This window comes from Chryseobacterium potabilaquae (assembly GCF_902728265.1).
GTDB classification, from domain to species: Bacteria; Bacteroidota; Bacteroidia; order Flavobacteriales; family Weeksellaceae; genus Chryseobacterium; species Chryseobacterium potabilaquae.
Genome location: NZ_CACVBR010000038.1, coordinates 1 through 19,785, shown reverse-complemented (window position 1 = coordinate 19,785; position 19,785 = coordinate 1). Strand labels below are relative to the sequence as shown.

The 19,785-nt window shown below is 34.3% G+C and carries 8 protein-coding genes; all 8 read left to right on the top strand.

Annotated elements, in window-relative coordinates; translation table 11 throughout:
• The first annotated feature begins 170 nt into the window (after window positions 1-170).
• Entirely contained in the window at window positions 171-6,497 is a 6,327-nt protein-coding gene (locus CHRY9293_RS15240; protein ID WP_162033766.1) for a lectin-like domain-containing protein, read from the top strand.
• A gap of 78 nt (window positions 6,498-6,575) precedes the next feature.
• Complete coding sequence (locus tag CHRY9293_RS15235) at window positions 6,576-7,094, top strand: hypothetical protein (RefSeq protein WP_162033765.1); 519 nt, start codon at window positions 6,576-6,578, stop codon at window positions 7,092-7,094.
• A 194-nt stretch (window positions 7,095-7,288) separates the two neighbouring features.
• Window positions 7,289-9,865, top strand: coding sequence for a T9SS-dependent M36 family metallopeptidase (locus tag CHRY9293_RS15230; RefSeq protein WP_162033764.1), 2,577 nt, complete (start codon window positions 7,289-7,291; stop codon window positions 9,863-9,865).
• 383 nt (window positions 9,866-10,248) lie between these two features.
• Window positions 10,249-13,128: a reprolysin-like metallopeptidase gene (locus CHRY9293_RS15225; RefSeq protein ID WP_162033763.1), complete on the top strand. Its 2,880-nt coding sequence runs from the start codon at window positions 10,249-10,251 to the stop codon at window positions 13,126-13,128.
• Between the two features lie 120 nt (window positions 13,129-13,248).
• Window positions 13,249-14,031 carry a hypothetical protein gene (locus CHRY9293_RS15220; protein ID WP_162033762.1) on the top strand — a complete coding sequence of 261 codons (783 nt, stop codon included), beginning with the start codon at window positions 13,249-13,251 and terminating at the stop codon, window positions 14,029-14,031.
• Window positions 14,032-14,134: 103 nt separating this feature from the next.
• Entirely contained in the window at window positions 14,135-14,968 is an 834-nt protein-coding gene (locus tag CHRY9293_RS15215; RefSeq protein ID WP_162033761.1) for an AraC family transcriptional regulator, read from the top strand.
• A gap of 270 nt (window positions 14,969-15,238) precedes the next feature.
• A complete protein-coding gene (locus CHRY9293_RS15210) occupies window positions 15,239-15,763 on the top strand; it encodes a hypothetical protein (RefSeq protein WP_162033760.1) in 525 nt (174 codons plus the stop codon).
• Window positions 15,764-16,273: 510 nt separating this feature from the next.
• Window positions 16,274-19,785 (top strand): non-ribosomal peptide synthetase (locus CHRY9293_RS15205; RefSeq protein ID WP_162033759.1); only part of this gene is annotated, 3,512 nt, incomplete at its 3' end.

Here is a 19,785-nt window from a genome sequence, read left to right as displayed (position 1 = left end):
ATGAGAAATGAGATATAGCTGTTTTTTTAAATTATCGGATTGGGTTTACATCCTGAAACTTTTCTCTGATTTTATAAATAGCTTTTTAATAATATTCAAAACTCATCTGCATAATAAAAATTGATAAGAATCAAATATGTCAGATTTCTAAATAATTAAATTAATAACTCATGGAAAATAAAACTAATTACACGCAAAAAATCTTGTTCCTTTCTCTGGGGATATTTGTTTTATTGGTTTGTTCAGGAGCGATGGCTTTTGGCCAATCAGCTCCTGGGGGAGTCACTTCGGGACTTAATCTTTGGTTAAAAGGGGATGATGAATACTCAGGGGACCAATGGAAGGATAAATCGACATTTGGCTTTACATTTTTACAACCTACAGCTGCTAATCAACCTACTACGGGTGTTATGAATTTTAATAAGGCAGCAAGGTTTGACGGGGGAGATGATTTCTTAAATTTGTCTACTTCCTTATCTAGTTTTCTTAATGGAAATATTAATAATGATCATACCCAAATTGTAGCATTAAGTAGCAGTAGTTCCTTAAATCTAGGGGTATCCGATTTTGATGGGACGTGTGGGCTTTCAGGAGATATTATCTGGAATACTTATGGGAATACGTGGATGGATACGGGGTGTAATGTCAGCCAACCTGATTATGGAGCTTCTACCCCCATAACTCCTCATGTTAGCTATCTAAATACTTATACATATGTAAATTCTCCGGGTCAAGTATATACTTACCGAGATAATATTCAGACAGGAAGTGGAAATCCTGTTTCCGTAACTTCAGGGTTTACCTTAGCTACTATAGGATATGGAAATTTGGGAGGGTTTTATGCAGGGGATATGGGGGAGTATATTGTATATAATAGGGTAATATCCGATATAGAAAGGCAGCGTATCGATTCTTATCTTGCTATTAGATATGGGGTTACATTAGGAACAATAAATACTCCGATTAATTATCTTGCTGCAGATGGGACAACGGTATATTGGAATGGAGATGCCGCCTATCAAAACAATGTGGCGGGAATTGGACGTGATGATGCTACAGCCCTTAATCAAAAACAATCTAAATCTCAGAATATAGGCTTACAACCTATTATAGGTAATGTAGATATTGTGGACAATAATGCAAATAACACTCATAACTTTACGAGTGATACTAGTTATTTAGTATGGGGAGATGATGCCGGAAGTACTACTTTTGCTACCCCATTTTACTTTGGAAATTCCAATTATAGGATGACACGGATTTGGAAAGTTCAGGAGACTGGAACGGTGGGAATGATAAAAGTAGCATTACCGGTAAGCCAGATTTCAGGGATTAATAACTTGAAATTAATAGTGAGTAACGATACCCTATTTGATGGAGCAGATAATGCTATATCTATGAATGAAGAAAGTTTAGGAGGAGTAAGGTATTATACAGCTACTGTAGATCTTAGTACGGGTCAGTTTTTTAGTTTTGCAGGTACAGTAATAGCACCTGGGGCAGTGGCGGAAGTAGGTCTATGGTTGCGTGCTGATCTAGGAAATAGTACAGAAGCTACCTATTTTGAGGTGCCTGCTGCAAGTAGAACAGCGAGTTCTAGTTTTACTGATCCTTCACTATCACCTGAAAATTCCACATTATCATCTACAACATCTTGGTCTGCATTAAATGTTGCTGCAGGAGAGTATCTGACACTTGATCTTGGAGGTATCCAAAATGTCAAAGGCGTCGTAACAAAAGGACGTGGCGATTTTGGACAATGGGTAACGGAATATACCGTCAGTTATTCTACTGATAATATTTCCTATACGGATATGGGTAAAACTTTTAAAGGGAATATAGATCAGAATACAGAAGTTGTTAATCTGTTTGGACCTTCTATTAATGCCCGCTATATAAGATTGACAGTAACGGGTTTTAATGGGCGTCCTTCTATGAGGGCAGATGTCGTTCAAGCAATTACTTTAGCGAATGATACAGATGTTATTGCGAATTGGGCTGATCAAAGTGGAAATTCCAATAATGCTACTCAACCGGTAGTTTCTGTACGTCCTGTTTATCTTAATAATAGTACAGATAATATCAATTTTAATCCTGTATTGAGTTTTAATGGTTCTCAAAATATGCATGATGCTGATGGTATAGTCGGAGTGAATACATATACAGATGCGGCTGCATTTGTGGTGAACTCCACTACATTGGCAAGTAATAGTGCGGTTTTTATTGAAAATCTTGGCACAGGGGGATCTTTAGATCTGCTTATTCCTTGGGGGGATAATATTATTTATTGGGATGGAGCAGAAAATAGCCGTATTCAAGCTGCATGGGGAGGGACTTTACAAACCCCTTATTTATGGACAGGATGGAATAATAGTACCTTAACAACAAAAACTTCTTTGAGAAGAAATGGATTAGAGATTGTTTCAGGCACAGTGTTGAATCCTTATACTGGTAATAACAGCTCTATGATTTTCGGAAATGGTGGATATAATGGACGTATAGGGGATATAATTATTTACAATAGACCTCTTTCTGATCAGGAAAGAAATCGTGTAGAATCTTATATGGCCATTAAGTTTGGGCTTACCTTAGATCAGACTATAGTCCAAAATTATGTTTCATCTAATGGAGCCATAGTGTGGGATACTTCAAATAATAATAACTATAATAATAATATAGCAGGTATTATAAGGGATGACGCTTCCTTACTTAATCAGAAGCAATCAAAAAGTGTTAATACGGGATTTCAGCCCATTATAGGAAATGTAACTATTGCAGATACAAATCTTAATAATACTAATAATTTTGCAACCAATTTCTCCTCCTTATTATGGGGTTCAGATACTGAAAGTGTCTCTTTTGTTACTCCCTTTAACTTTGGAAATTCCAATTACAGAATGACAAGGAGTTGGAAAATACAGGAGACAGGAACAGTAGGAATGGTAAAAGTAGCGTTACCGGCAAATCAGATATTAGGAAATATTTCTAAGCCTTATTTAGTAATAAGTTCCGATGCCGTTTTTGATGGTAATGACACAAGAGTGCAGATGAATATTGAATCTATAAATGGGGAACAATATTATACGGCTATTACTGATTTTGTGACAGGACAATATTTTACTTTTTCTGCTGCTGCTACTGCTCCGGGAGGTGTTAATACGGGGCTTGTTTCTTGGTATAAACAGAATGTGAATAATACTAATACGATTTGGAGAAATGCAATTAATACGGATGATGCTACAGGTACTGGAGTTTATAATCTAGATACGGATTTATTAAACTTTAATGCTAGCTATAGTTTTAATACTTCCGGAATATTTACATTACCAGCAACGTTGGATCTAAATGGTAGTTATTCTGTCTTTGGAGTATCAGAGTTAAAAACAGCAGGATTAAATGGACGTGTTTTTGGTTCAGCTCTTTCTAATGTAGTATTGGGCTATTATAGCAATCATATGAATGCCATATATTATGATGGAGATCCGAATAGTGTAATTTTAGGAACAAATTCAGTAGTCTCATCTACCTTAGATGCCAAGCAATATACTTATATTCGAGATGGAGGTCCTTTTTCTTTCTATGGAAATGGTACAGCAATACTATCGGGAGCAACTTCTGGTGCAACGCCTTTCCGAGGAACAATAGGAGGAGCAAGTGGGGAGAATTCTCATGTAATAGTTCCCGAATATATTACTTACAATTCTGCTCTTAGTCCAGTAGATCAGAATAAGGTTGAATCATACTTGGCTCTTAAATATGGTTACACCAAATCTGGGGATTATATAAGTTCTGCTGGAGCTCCATTCTGGACGACGGTTTCTAATCATAACAATAAAGTTGCAGGTATAGGAAGAGATGATGCTTCTGGTCTTGAACAAAAAGTTGCTAAATCTACTGATACAGGAACGGTACTCACTATATCTACCGATATGAATTTTAGTTCTCCTAATGATGAGTTAAGCCGGGTTCCTCTCAATAATGATAACAGCTTTGTTGTCATAGGGTCTGATAATGGTTCTGCTGAGGTAAGAATAGCAACTGATCTTATGAGTGGATTTAATACAAGGATTGAACGTGAATGGAGGGTTCAGAATACGAATTTCACTCAAAATGTAAATCTCCAATTTACTCGACCTGATTTAAATGTTACCGATTGGCATGTAATATGGGATGCGGATGATGATTTTACATCCGGAGCGATAGATTTAGGTACGTTGAATGAAAATGGACAAATTAGTGTGCCAGGGAGCCAATTGAATACTGGATATTTTGCATTAATGACCAATGGCGATGATTCTGATGGTGATGGAATATTAGATCTTGATGATCTTGATGATGATAATGATGGGATTCCTGATAATGCAGAGTGTCTTTCTGTAACGAATCTTGGAAACTGGCAGCTTAATGATAACGCATATATTAATAATGATGAAATTGTTATTACTGATGATATTTTAGGCCAAAGAGGGCAAATATGGTATAAAAATAAAATTGATGTGACTCAGAGTTTTAATTATCGGTTTGATATTTTCCTAGGAGATCACGTGGGTGCTGATGGAGTCGCTTTTGCGATACAAACAGCTGGAGATCACGCGTCTGGAACAGCTGGAGATGGTATTGGTATATCAGGTGTTGTCCCTGCTATGGTGATAGAATTTGATACCTACTATAATGTTCCTCAAATTTATCCAGGGCGTAATGATTTGGATGGTTATAATCATGTTGCCTTAGAGAGTACAACCTCTGTTGGATTTAATCCACATAATAACAATAATGGTTCCTATGTAAGATATTTGAATTTAACGGATGGCAAATATCATTCCGTGGAAATTAGTTATGTAGCTTCGTCTCAAAGATTAGAAGTGTATTTGGACGAAAATATGATTCTTCAAACTACAACGAATATTGCTACAGACTTTTTAGCTGGAGCAACTGAAGCTTATATCGGTTTTACTGGCTCAACAGGAGCACAGTCTAATCTGCAAAAAATCAGAAATAAAGCATTTTTTGGAAGCAGCCATGGACAGTGTGATACAGATAATGATGGAATATTAAATGTATTAGATTTGGATTCTGATAATGATGGATGTGTTGATGCTTTAGAGGGAGATGAAAAGGTGACTCTTAATCAATTAGTTGATGCAGGAGGAACTGTAACTGTAGGAACAGGGTCTACAGCATCAAATAAAAATATCTGTGCTAGTTCATCCTGTGTTGATGCGCAAGGGGTGCCTCTTCTTGTGAATCCTGGAAATGCTGCAGATATTGGAAATGATGTTGGTCAGGGGGTCGGAATTTCTCAGAATGCTACTCTCAATGCATGTGTGGATACTGATGGAGATGGGATTGCAGACTATATAGATTCTGATGATGATAATGATGGTATTTTAGATATTGATGAATGCTCCTCTTCTGTGGGGAGTGCAACTTTTTCAACCAGTAATAATTCACCTTATTCTTTTACAGCTCCGGCAGCAGATCTAGGGTTTGTATTTGATGTCTATACTCTAGATAATTCATTTAATTTAAATATTAATGGGATTCATCTTGCAAATAATGAAATTCAGTTCTGTACTTATTGTCCTAGTGGAGGGGTCCATAATATTCGTTTTGTAGATGGCTCGATGTATGGAATTAATGGTATGCCGGAGATCTGGCAGGTAATTGGATCAGAGGCTACAAATCCAACCATCAGAATTATAATTAATCCCGATGGCTCTGTGGCAATGTATGGAAGCAAGTTTTCTGGGGGGCCTCTTTATCCTTTAGAGCTATTTAGTGGAACTACATTTAATACGATTTTTTGGAATACTAGTACAGACAATACAGTTTCAATTTCACAGATAGTGGATGGGCCAACTAATATGTCAGGTAAAGGAAGTGGATATAAGAAAGGCTTTTGCGATATAGATAATGATGGGATTTCCAATGAATTAGATCTTGATTCTGATGGAGATGGATGTTTTGATGCTCTGGAAGGGTCCGGTAATGTTGAATCTTCCCAGCTCAATACAGACGGAAGTATTAATATAATAGCGAATGGAGGAATAAATAGCCATGGTGTTCCTAATTTGGTAGGTGCTGGAGGTATTGCCAATTCTGAAGGGGAGATAGGACAAGGAATTGGTAGTTCTCAAGATGCTGCTATACAACCTGTAGGATGTGGTAGTTGCTATAAGCCTGCAGTAACGATAGGTAATACATTGGATACTACTTTTGGGATCACGGCTTTAGGGAGAGCTGGAAATAATGGAGATAACTGGCCAATGGTGAGAAAAGGGGGATGGGTAGCATTAGAAGCTAAAACCAAAGGATTGGTATTAAACCGTGTTCCTTTTGATGGTTCAGGGAATCCTATTGGTATTTCTTCATCTAATTTTGTTGAGGGTATGATTGTATATGATACCACAAATCATTTATTGAAGATATATACAACTACAGATAATGGAACTACCTATAATTGGTTGACCGTAGGTACTCCCGCTTGTCCGGAATAATTAAATAATTAGCATTTTATATCTCGGCAGTAAGAAACTCTATCTGCCGAGATTAATTAACTATTAAATTTTATCAAAATGAAAAAAATAATCATGATAGTCTTATTACTATTTTTCAGTATAGGCTTTTCTCAGGTGGCTATTGGTAAGACATCTGTAAGTAATTCATCTGTTTCTCTTGAATTTGCGAATGAAAATAAGGGAATGATTCTTCCTTGGGTTACTTCTGCAGCATCTGTAATAGATGTAGTAGATGGGACTTTGATTTACGACATTTCAGATAAAAAAGTAAAATATCTTAGCTCAGGAACTTGGGTAGATTTAAGTGTAGATAACACAGGCGTTGTGGATACTACTTTACAAGATTCGAAAACAGAGATAGGTACTGCCAAAGTAGCTATAGGAGAAAATGCTACAACAGATACTACAGCAGGAATTCTTATTCTTTCAGACAATGATAAAGCCATGATCTTGCCGAAAATGATAAGTCCACATTTGAATATTATCAATCCCTCTGCCGGAATGATTGCTTATGATACATTAGCACACCAGCTTGCTGTATTCAATGGAACAGTTTGGTCTTTTTGGAAGCCATAATAAACAAAATTGGAAATTTATTATCGATATGAGCTTAACAATTAATAACACAATATCTCAAGGGATTTTTGATATTAATAATATCCATGGATATGAATTAAAGTATAATATTTTAAGTAGAATAGGCCATTATCTTTCTTAAAGATAGTGATAAGATTTACAATTCAAATACTTTAATTATAAAAATTAACACAATGAAAAAAATAATTCAACCTATTTGCTTTATGATAAGCATAACATTCCCCCATTATATGTTGGGACAAGACCATGAGAAAATGATTAAAAATTATATTTTTCAAAATAAAATTAAAGAATATAAAAAACCAGATCTTATAGATTTAATTATTGACAATGTAGATGGATCCCCCACCTTAAATGGCAATATTGTAAAATTTCAACAACTGTATAATAGAGTCCCTATATATAATTCTGTAGGGACGGCTCTTATTAAAGATAAGAATATAATATACTATGTAGATAATTTTCTGAAAAATTATAATGCTACTAAGGGAAAGATGGTTTCTATAAGTAAGCAGACTGCTCTTCAGAAGGTAGCTGATCATTTACAAAAACAGACTATTAATTCTTATCCTATTTTGGACTTTAAGGAGAGGAATTTAAGTAATAAGCAAGTTGCTATTCAACGGTTAGTATATTTTAATGATGGAGGAATTTTAAAATTATCATATGAGTTTTATCTTCGCGAGCCTGAATCATCAAATCATTGGGATATATTAGTTGATGCTTCTAGTGGAGATATTATTAATAAAATTAATCTTAGTCTGTCATGCGACTTTCATCCTGATGCTTACTCTAGTATGTCTTTTACTTCTCAGGATGATATAATAGTTGATAGAGCTGGAGAAGAAATTCTTTCTTTAGTACCTGATAATGCCTCCTATAATGTATTTGCTTTACCTGTTGAGGCTCCTACATTTGGGCTCCGATCAATAGTCAGTAATCCATGGATTTTATCTTCTTCTCCAGAAGGATGGCATTCTGATGGTACGAATCATTATACAATTACAAGAGGAAATAATGTATATGCTTATGAAGATACATCTCATGCGAATGTGCCAGGATTTTCTCCAGATGGAGGAGCTTCTAGAAATTTTAATTTTCCTTATAGTAATCATGGAACTCCTGTAGCTAATCAAAATGCAGCTATTACTAATCTGTTTTATACAAACAATAAAGCTCATGATATTTTTTACCAATTGGGTTTTACGGAATCCGCAAGAAACTTTCAGGAAAATAATTTTGCGAATGGAGGGCTGGGTAATGATTATGTGTTCGCTGAGGCTCAAGATGGGTTTACGCTTAATAATGCCAATTTTGATACTCCTCCAGATGGCCTGAATCCGACAATGCAAATGTATTTGTGGACAACGATAAAAAAGTTATTTACCTATAATTCGCCAAGCGTAGCAACTTTACGTAATCCTAATGTAAAGACTTCTTATATAGGTGTTCCTTTAAGTGCAACTGGAGTTACGGCAGATGTGAAATATGTGTCGGATATGAAAGGTTGTGTCCCTTTAATACCAGGTTCATTGACGGGAAAAATAGGTTTAGTGGAACGAGAAGATTGTTATTTTGATGAAAAAATCAAGAATATGGAAGATGCAGGGGCAATTGCGGTAATCATATATGATGCACCTAATTCCTTTCCATTACCTGGTATACCTCCTGGTTCTTATCCGTCCAATATTCCTTCTGTGATGATTGATAATTCTGAAGGTGAATATATCAAAACACATCTTGCAGCCAATACTACAGTAAATATAACATTAAAGGATGATCCGGTAGAGTACATTACTCCAGATGGAAGTTTTGATAATGGAATTATAATCCATGAATACGGACATGGAGTTTCTAATAGGTTGACGGGTGATGGCTATAGTTGTTTAGATTTTTCGCAAGATAAAGAGCAAATGGGGGAAGGATGGTCCGATTTTTTTGCTTTAATGTTAACGAATAAACCTGGGAATAATGCTTCGGTTTCAAGAGGAATTGGTACTTATCCTAAGGGAGAAGATATTACTGGGTTGGGAATCAGGCCTGCAAGATATTCTCCTGATTTTTCTGTGAACAATTATACCTATGGCCATACTAATGGACTAGAATTTAGTGATGGATCGCCCGATGTTCATACAATTGGTTTTATTTGGGCTACAATGTTATGGGATCTTCATTGGAAGTATGCTGAAAAGTATGGGTATTCCTCTGATGTTTTAGCTAATAATACTAATGGAAGTACTAGAGTAATACAATTGGTAACAGATGCCTTAAAATTACAAACATGTAATCCCACATTCGTCGACGGAAGAAATGCTATCTTGGCAGCCGAACAAGCTACTACAGGAGGAGAGGATAAGTGTATGATATGGGAAGTTTTTGCAAAGAGAGGATTAGGGGTAAATGCTTCTGCAGGAGATAAAGTGAATATAAATGATCAGGTAGAAGATTTTGCTGTACCTACTGAATGTAATACATTAGCTACCGGAGAAGTAAAAACAAAGAAAAATATTATTTCCCTATATCCCAATCCTGCCAGGAACGAATTCTATATCAATTTCCCAAGTAATACGATAGGCAAAGTAAGTGTTGAACTGTATGATATGTCTGGAAAATTAGTTTCTTCTGAAGATAAAATATCTCCAGATACAAAAAAAGTAATCTCTACAGAAAAATTAATCAATGGAACTTATATAATTAGAGTAAAAGGTTTAGGCTTTGATTCTGCATCAAAAGTTGTCATTGAAAAATAAATTCCTAAAAATTAATGAAAATTAGGTGGGTAGGTTCTCAAAAAGTTGAAATATAGGTTTTACCTCTTCTTGTTCTTGTGAATACGGGGGAGCAATAGGTATTGGTCAGGGAATCGGAAGTTCTTAGAATATTACAATCCAATCTTGTTGTATTCAATGGAATGGGTTGGTCTTTTTGGAAGCTATAATAAACAAATTTGAGAATTTATTATCGATATAAGCTTAACTATTAATAACACAATATCTCAAGGGATTTTGGTATTTATAATATTCATGGATATGAATTAAAGTATAATATTTTAAGTAGAATAGGACATTCTCTTTCTTAAGGATATTGAGGAGAATTATACTCTATGCCAGTTTAATTTATAACAATCAGCACAATGAAAAAAATTATTATTTTGCTATATAGTGTATTAGGAAACTATATGTTTTCTCAATGGAGCCCCATTAACCACAAAAAAAATCCTGAAAAAGACTATGATAGATCAGGGTACTATAAGTTGGATCTTGATGCCATGCGAGGTTTGCTCAAAAATGCTCAAGAGACCGGAAGTAAATCCAAGCCTGTTGAAATTGCATTACCTACTTTGGAGGGACAAATGGAAAAATTTGCTATTTACAGTCTCCCAGTTATGGTGAAAGAGCTTGCTGAACAATATCAGCTAGGTTCCTATGTTGGAGTAGGAGTAGATGATCCCTCAAAATACGTACGGTTTTCTGTTGCTCCCAATGATTTTCAATCGATGATCATTAAAAATGGAGAATCAGAGTTTATAGATGCTCCGGGTAAGGATAAAACGATATATATTGTTCATCCTCGCTCTAAAGGCAATACAGGTTTTGGATGTGGGGTGGATGAAAGTCCTATTTCAGTAAAACAATTGGAACAACTTCGAGAGCAAGGAAAAACATTTACCAACCAACCTACGGACTTTTCCAAAAGTTTGGATCAGAAATTTCGTACCATGAGATTGGCAATCTCTACCACAGGGGAATATACGCAGTATTTTGGAGGAACAGTGGCAGGTGCTCTTGCAGCGATTAATGCTACGATGACAAGAGTAAATGGAGTATTAGAAAAAGATTTTGCGTTGCACTTGGATGTACAGAATTTTCCTGGGCTTATCTATACAGATCCGGCGACGGATCCTTATTCAGATAATGGCGCAAATGACGATAATTGGATATTGGGAGTACAGAATGTATTAACAACTACGATAGGAAATGATAATTATGACATAGGACATTTATTTGTGGGGCATCAGGATTCCACTTCGGGCATTGCAGGGCTTGCCTGTGTGGGGTGTACATGCAGTAATCCTGCGAATTCAACTTCTTTAGCAAAGGGGTCTGCTTTCTCTTCTGCTAATATACCTCAAGGAGATGCTTTTGATATAACTATTGTAGCTCATGAGATTGGGCATCAATTGGGAGCGACTCATACATTTTCTAACAATATAGAAGGCTCTGGTACTAATGTTGAGCCTGGTCTGGGTTTTACTATTATGAGCTATGGAGGAATTGATATCGGACCCTACTATCATTATGTAAGTGGGAGTCAAATTGTAAACACTTTAATAAATACAAGTTGTTATACAGAGACCCCCATTGTCAATACACCTCCTGTGATCGCTTCTCATCCTCTGGTTTATAACATACCTAAAGGAACGGCTTTTGTTCTTACCGCTTCAGTAAATGATCCTGAAGATGATCCTATGACTTATACTTGGGAACAAACAGATAATGCTAGTGCTCCTGTTACAGACGTTACAGGTAATAATTTGACGGGAGGATTATTTCGATCTTTATTACCAGGCACTTCTCCCACTCGATACTTCCCTAAGTTATCTTCAGTATTGAATGGCAACTTAACAATTCCTTCTGATTGGGAAACCGTTCCCAATGTTTCAAGATTAATGGGCTTTGCTTTAACAGTAAGGGATAATCATCCTATTGCTACACAGCAGCAAACTCAAACCACACAACAATTTATTTTTGCCGGAAGTGATGGACCATTTAAGATAAATACCACGCAAGTCGATCCTACTACACCTTCATTAGTAGAATGGGATGTGGTGAATACAAATGCAGCCCCTTATAACGTAGCGAATGTAAAAATCGATTATACTACAGATAATGGGTCAACTTGGAATATTCTTTCAGCTTCTACTCCAAATGATGGATCAGAAAGTTTATCATTTCCTATGTCTTTAAATAATCAATCCATTAAACTTAGGATTTCAGCAATAGATAATGTTTTTTATGCTATAGGAAAGATAGTAATTACCAACGGAGTTTGTGAGACTATGACTCCTGCTAATGTTGTAGTGAGCGATATCATGTTTTCATCAGCCACAATAACCTGGGATTCTATTGCAGGAGCAACTTATCAGATTCGATATAAAAAATCTACGGATGTTTCTTGGTCACAGACGACTTCAACGACTAATTCGATTATTCTAAATAATCTGGATGGAATTACTCAATATGATGTACAAGTATCAACTGTTTGTTCAGCAATAGCAGGTTCTTTTTCAGAAACTATTCATTTCACTACTTTGGATTATTGTGAGCTTTTTTCTTTTGGAGATCCCAATGACTATATAAGTAATGTCACTTTAAGTAATGTTAATAATTCTTCTGGAGCAAGTACATATACAAATTATACTTCAGATCCTTCAATGGAGGTAAGTCTTTCAATAGGTGGAAGTTATACCTTGTCAGTGGGTAAGGGTTGGTTGAATACAGCACCTCGTGCTAATATGGTATCTGCTTGGATCGATTTTGACAATAACGGAATGTTTGAAGACTCAGAAGAAGTTATGGCTACTGGAAATAATATTGCTAATCTTGTTGTCTCGAATTTTATAGTACCGACTACTGCAGTTACCAATAAAAAATTAAGGATGCGCGTTATATCATCTTTTGAAATTCAACCTAGTCCGTGCCTTCCTTATAATAATGGTGAAGCAGAAGATTATAGTGTTGTTATTAATGAGGTATTATCTACAAATGATATTATTGATTCTAAAAAAGATGATATTCAATTATATCCTAACCCTGTTTCAGATGTTTTACATATTACTAAGATATCCGATAAGGCTAAATTTAAACTTTATAATGCCGTTGGACAGTTAGTAAGAAGTGGAGAAATAACCCATGGACAGATCAATGTTTCTACATTAATAACGGGAGAATATACTATTTCCGTGGAAGAAAAAGGGAAGAATATGTTCAGATCTAAATTCATTAAAAAGTAATTTTTATCTTGAAGTTTATTCAAGGTGACTTTAACAATGAACCTGTTTAAACTTTTTTTAGAACAAAAGTTTAAACAGGTTTGTAATATTATAACGAAAACAACTAATCTTTAAAAAAAAATGAAAAAAAATGCTTATACAGCTATGTTTTGCATAGTGTTTTCCTCAGTGTATTCTCAGGTAGGAGTAAATACGCAAACACCAAAGTCTACTTTAGATGTTACTGCCAAAGGCAGCGCACAAGATTATGACGGTTTACAAGCTCCGAGACTGACGAGGACTGATCTTACAAACAAAGGAGATACTTTATATGGAGAGGATCAAAAAGGAGTATTAATCTATATTACAGATATTGCTGGCGGTAATGCTTTGGGGCCAAGGATAAATGTTGATACTGTAGGATATTACTATTTTGATGGATCTATGTGGAAAAAACTTGCAGCTAACAGTACGGGGGCTGTAATTGGATATTCAGCATTAGTATCTGGAAATCAGGTTTCATGGCCGGGAAATAATATCTTTCAATCTATTGACTTTAGTGTTGGTAGTGGCTCAATTGCCGCATGGCGAACAAATAGTTCTACCCTTACTGTACCCGCAGGTAATTCAGGATTATATATAATAAATTATACATTAGGTTTGCTAGTAAATGGGGGTGTCCTTTCTTCTTATATATTCGCAGGATCCCTACTAATTAATGGAATAGTGATTAGTAATTCAGGTACAACTGTTGGGGGAGGAAGTGGCTTCTCTTATAATAATAACTTTTTTAGTTTGTCATGGAGTGAGATCATTAACCTTAATGATGGAGATACCATACAACTAAATGGCATTACATACGGCACATCAGGAGTTCCTCTGGGCTTTAAATTGGCACGTCTTTCTTTAGAAAAAATTAATTAAATAACCTTAGTTCGGTTGAGAATTTAATATAAATATCAAGAATAAGAATGTTTCCATTATCCCATTCTATATGACATTATATTAATATTATTATAAATAAATGATGAAAAAAATACAAGAAGAAAAAATTATTTTTGAAAACGAATTATCCTTTAAATCATCTTTTCCCTCTCTTAGAAATTACTTTTTCTGGCACTATCATCCAGAGCTAGAGCTTGTATATATAGAGGCACCACATGGCATTCGTAATGTAGGAAAACATATTTCAAATTTTACAGAAAGTGATCTTATTCTTATAGGTCCTAATATTCCCCATTTAAATTTTGATTATGGAATAAAAACCCATTATTATCAAGCTGTAATTCAAATGAAAACAAGTTTGGTAGATGTACTGATGGATACTCCAGAGTGTAATAAAATAAAGGAATTATTAGAGCGCTCTTATTTAGGGCTTTCTTTTAAAGGAAAAACTAAGAAGGAAGTAGCTAGAAGGATAAAGGATTTCAAAAGTGAAAGAAAATTAGATGGGTTATTAGACTTAATAAAAATATTTCAAATTCTTGCAGAATCTAATGAATTTGATGTCCTTAATACTGATGATATGAGAGTGAGGTTGTGTTTTCATGATAAAATTCGGATGGAAATCATTTATAACTATGTCCATGAAAATTATCATAATAAACTGAATGTTCATGAAATTGCACAGGCTGTAAATCTTACTACCTCGGCATTCTGTCGGTATTTTAAGAAACAAACGAATCTTACCTTTACAAATTTTGCAAATTCATATAGAATTAGCATGGCAAAGATCTTTCTTCTTCAAAATATATCTGTATCAGAGGTTTGTTATCAGGTAGGTTTTAATAGTATATCCTATTTTAGTACACTATTTAAAAAACTTGTAGGCAAGACTCCAATGGACTTTAAAAGCAAATAATTCATTGGTCTATGATGGCTTCTTTATTAGGGGTATTATATTTTCATTTTTTAACTCCCTACTTGATTAACGATAGTCTAGTGTTAGCACAGATGAAAAAATGCATTATTCCATATCAATATAAACTGTGACCTTTTATTTTTATTTTGTTTTAAATGACTTATTAATAGAATTTTATTAAATATGAGACTTTTATATTGTTAATAATTGTATCCCTGTATTTGCTTTTTACCATAATTAATATTAATACTAATCTTTAAAAATACACAAATGAAAAAGTTTTTAGCTTTAACGGCATTATTCTTTGGAATAATTGCAAATGCACAATTAGATAAAATTTACAGACACAATGGAGAAACGATTGAGGGAAAAGTTCTCAAAGTGGAAGAATACAACATTGTATTCAAATATGATGGAGAAGATACTGAAAATTCTTTGAGTAAATATGCTGTTGAAAAAATAGTATATACAACCGGAAGAACAGAAAATATGACGAAAAAAATCGTTGTAAAAGGTAAAGACGATTGGGAAAAAGTAATGATTATTGAAGATAAAGCCTACCTGGGAGGATTGAAAAAAGGCGATGAAATAAGAGGGAAAACAGGCTTTATAAGTTATCATACTGGAAATACTGCGGATAAAAAAGCCGAAAAGAAACTGAAAATAGAAGCTGCAGAAAAAGGAATGCCTTTTATTTTCATGTTAGAAAGTAAGGATATAAATCAAACTGGTTATAAAGGAAAGGCTTTTGGTAATGTGCAAAGTATCAAAAAAGGTATTACCTACAATTATTAATATTATTTAAAGTGTCAAAAATCAGGCTTTGGAAAGCGTATTTTTTCTAATCTTTTACAATGAAAAATCGTTTTTAAGCTGTTTTTTTGATATATCAAAGTAGATGTATCTTTTAAAATAAACTTATTATACATTTAAAATCAAAATATTACTAAGCTTTTAACTTACTTACTCGTAGGTATAAAGGAACGTGGTAACTATGAACCCCCACTTTCTAGCATGACCTTGATATATCAAAAAAATAGCCTTAGTACTTTAGATGCTTAGTAATATTTTATTTCTAAACATTTTCTCTTTAAAGAATTTTATTTTTCTCTGAATATCTCGGGCATCTTATTCTTATGAATGATAAGAGCTTTTCAAACTACACTTCGGAATATGTTTCTCATTTTATTCAGGTAGAAGAATTCCTTAAAAAGTTAGAAATCTTTCCATTTTTACTCTCAGACTTAACTTGATTATAGTTAAGCTCATACAAAACCCCTTATAAAATAATTAAAATACTTTATGATGATGAATTCCCCAATGTTAATCAAACTCACCCCTTACCAAAAATCTTTTTATAATGAATGGATGCTCAATCCTTCCCGAAGTGATTATAATATGGTTATGGATCAATCTATGTCAGGAGTTCTTGATATAGAAAGATTAAACTTTAGTTTGGTAAGGTTTCTTAATAATTATTTATTAATGAATAGTAATGTTCTTAATATATCAGATGAGCTATTTTGGAAAAGTAGACCTTTATTATCTGAAGATGCACAAGTTCTAACTTATTATCCTGATGAGCTTAATCAAGAGAAATTATTAAGTATAGCTTTAGAGCCATTTGATCTGGAAAAGGACCAATTTTTTAGATTTTATGCTATTAAATTAGATAATGAGAGGTATAGGATTATTTGCATAATTCCTCATATTATAGTTGATGGGCTAAGTGTTAATTCTTTATATGATGAAATTAGTAATTATTATAATGATCCTACATATATAAATCCGGTGAGTCTTATCGAGCAGGCGCGTTTGCATGACGAATTAAATGAACAGTTTGTCCAAATCTTCAATAATGGAAAAGACCAAATGTCCGATTTTTGGAAAAAAGAATTGAGGGACTTAGAAAATATTGGATTTAAATTTTTACAGACTTTTGGAACATCAAACAATCATTTAGAGATCAATAAAATTAATGAGTTTAGATTTGAATTTGAAGAAGATCTTTTTCTAAAAGTAAAGCAACTAACTAGAAGTCATAAATTGACCCATTATACATTTGGGAAGATGATACTTGCCATAGTACTTCATAGGATTTCAGGAATAGAAAATTTAGGAATTCATTATCCTGTAGGGGTAAAAGAAGGAAGAGAGCTTATATTTGGGGCTCATGTTAATACTGTGATCAAAGGATATCATTTTACCTCAGAAACTAAGCTTTCTGATCTTATAGATCAAAACTTAAACTATATCACTGATTTAAAGAAGACTAAAGCTCATTATCTGCCGGTAGGAGATTTTATCAGATACGCTCCAAAATCGGATATATTAGAATTTAGTTTTGTTCAGGCTAATCTTAAAGATATCTTTATTAATTATGAAGGGACTTATGATATGATTATCAATAATGAATTGAATATAGATTTACTTGGGAAAATTATATTTGAACAGGAAATTAAAGACAATCAGCTAAATTATAGGATTAAATATGACAGATTTGAATTAGATACAGATTTGGTATCTAATTTTATAGAAATTTATAAAAGATTATTTGTCCAAGTATTAGATGATATATTAGAGCATAATACAGATACTAGGATATCTTCTTATGATTTGCTAGATAAAGAAAGTTATCATAGTATGACTCATAATAGGAGCAATGCGATGGCTGAAGATGATACATCTATTACGATTCATGAATCATTTGAGCGACAGGTAGAAAAGACTCCAGATCATATAGCCTTGGTATATGAAGATGTGAGGCTTACTTATAAGGAGCTTAATGAAAGATCCAATCAAATGGCTCATTATCTATTACAAAATTATCAAATCCAACCTGACGAACTCATTCCCTTATGTTTAGAAAGATCAGAGCATATGCTCATAGGAATTTTAGGAGTATTGAAGTCGGGCGGGGCTTATGTTCCAATGGATCCAAGCTACCCCGTGGATCGTATAGAGCATATTTTGGGAGATACTAAGGCAAGAGTGGTAATTGGAGAAGGGAGAACCAAGGATAAACTTGATGAATTCAAATCTGATACTATTGATCTTAGTATTCTTAGACTGGATAGTTCAGAGATGAGAGAGAGACTTGATGACTATTCCAAAGAAAACCCGTTAACTGAAGTTAGTTCATCAGATTTATCATATGTTATTTACACTAGTGGCACAACAGGAAAACCTAAAGGTGTCATGATAGAACATAGTGGAGTTGTAAATCTAGTTTCCGATTTATACTCCCGTTATCAACTCAATAGTGAAGATGTTATTCTTCAGTTTGCCAATTATGTATTTGATGCGTCGGTAGAGCAAATATTGTTGGCACTTTTAAATGGTAATACTTTACTGCTCGCCAAAGATAAGAGTTATCTAAATGAAGATTTGTTTCTACAGGCTCTTTCTGATCATAAAGTTTCCTATATTCATTTGACCCCTTCGGTATTAAAAACTATTGATGTAACAAGAATTAATAGCTTACGTGTTTTAAATTCTGGTGGAGAACATTTGCCTAATGATTTATATAATAAACTACAAAATAATCATTTCAAATTAGTTAATTCTTATGGCCCTACAGAGACAACAGTTACTTCTCTGGTTAATGCTGGAAATGGCTCTAATAACATAGGTAAAGCTATTACTAATACGACAGTTTATGTTTTAGACGGGTATTTACGTCCTGTTCCAGTTGGGGTAGTAGGAGAATTGTATATAGGAGGTTCAGGACTATCAAGAGGTTATTTAAATCTTCCCGAACTTACAGCGGAGCGTTTTCTATTGAATCCTTTCCAGAGTGAAGAAGAGAAAGAGATAGGTTATAATGATCGTATGTATAAGACTGGAGATTTAGTCCGTTATCTTGCTAATGGAGATTTGGAATATATAGGGAGGAATGACTTCCAGGTAAAGATCAGGGGGTATAGGATAGAGCTGGGAGAGATAGAAAACGCTTTGTTGAGTTATGAAGGGATTCGTCAAAGTGTTGTACTGGCAAAGGAGAATAGTTCAGGCTTGAAATACTTGGTTGGCTATTATGTATCGGATACTGCAGTAAACCATGAAGACTTATCTGTGTATTTATCAGGATTACTTCCAGAGTATATGGTTCCTTCTGTATATGTTCATTTGGAATCACTTCCTCTTACGATTAATGGAAAGTTGGATCGCAGGGCTTTACCTGAACCTAGCTTCACAGGAGATAAGGAATATATAGCACCAAAGACTTCTCTTCAGCGAGATTTGGCAGCAATTTATAGTGAAGTATTGGGCTTACCTGTAGAAAGTATCGGTTTACATGATGATTTCTTCCGCTTGGGAGGAGACAGTATCATCAGTATCCAACTCGTGAGTCGTTTACGAAAACGATTATCCTTATCCTTAAGTGTCAAAGAAGTCTTTACCTATAGAACAGTGTATCATCTTTCTGAGCTCTTAGAAAGTAGAAGGGATGAAGAGGGATTGTCTCTTATTACAGAACAGGGAATATTAGAAGGTGAAGTTTCATTATTACCGATTCAGGAATGGTTCTTCCATGAAGTAGAGTTGGGAGAACATTTTACCTCTTTCCATCATTGGAATCAGTCCTTTATGATTCATGTCCCTGAATTGGATATAGATATATTAAAACAAAGTCTCCTACAATTAGTAGAGAAGCATGATGCCTTACGGCTATATTATTCTAAAACAAAGCATGGCTATCTTCAAGAGTATAGAAAAGAAGCTATATCTCCTGATTTGAGTATACTTGATCGTAGAGACGTAAGTGAAGAAGAATTAGTAGAAGTCTTTACTTCTTGGCAGAGTGGATTTGATAT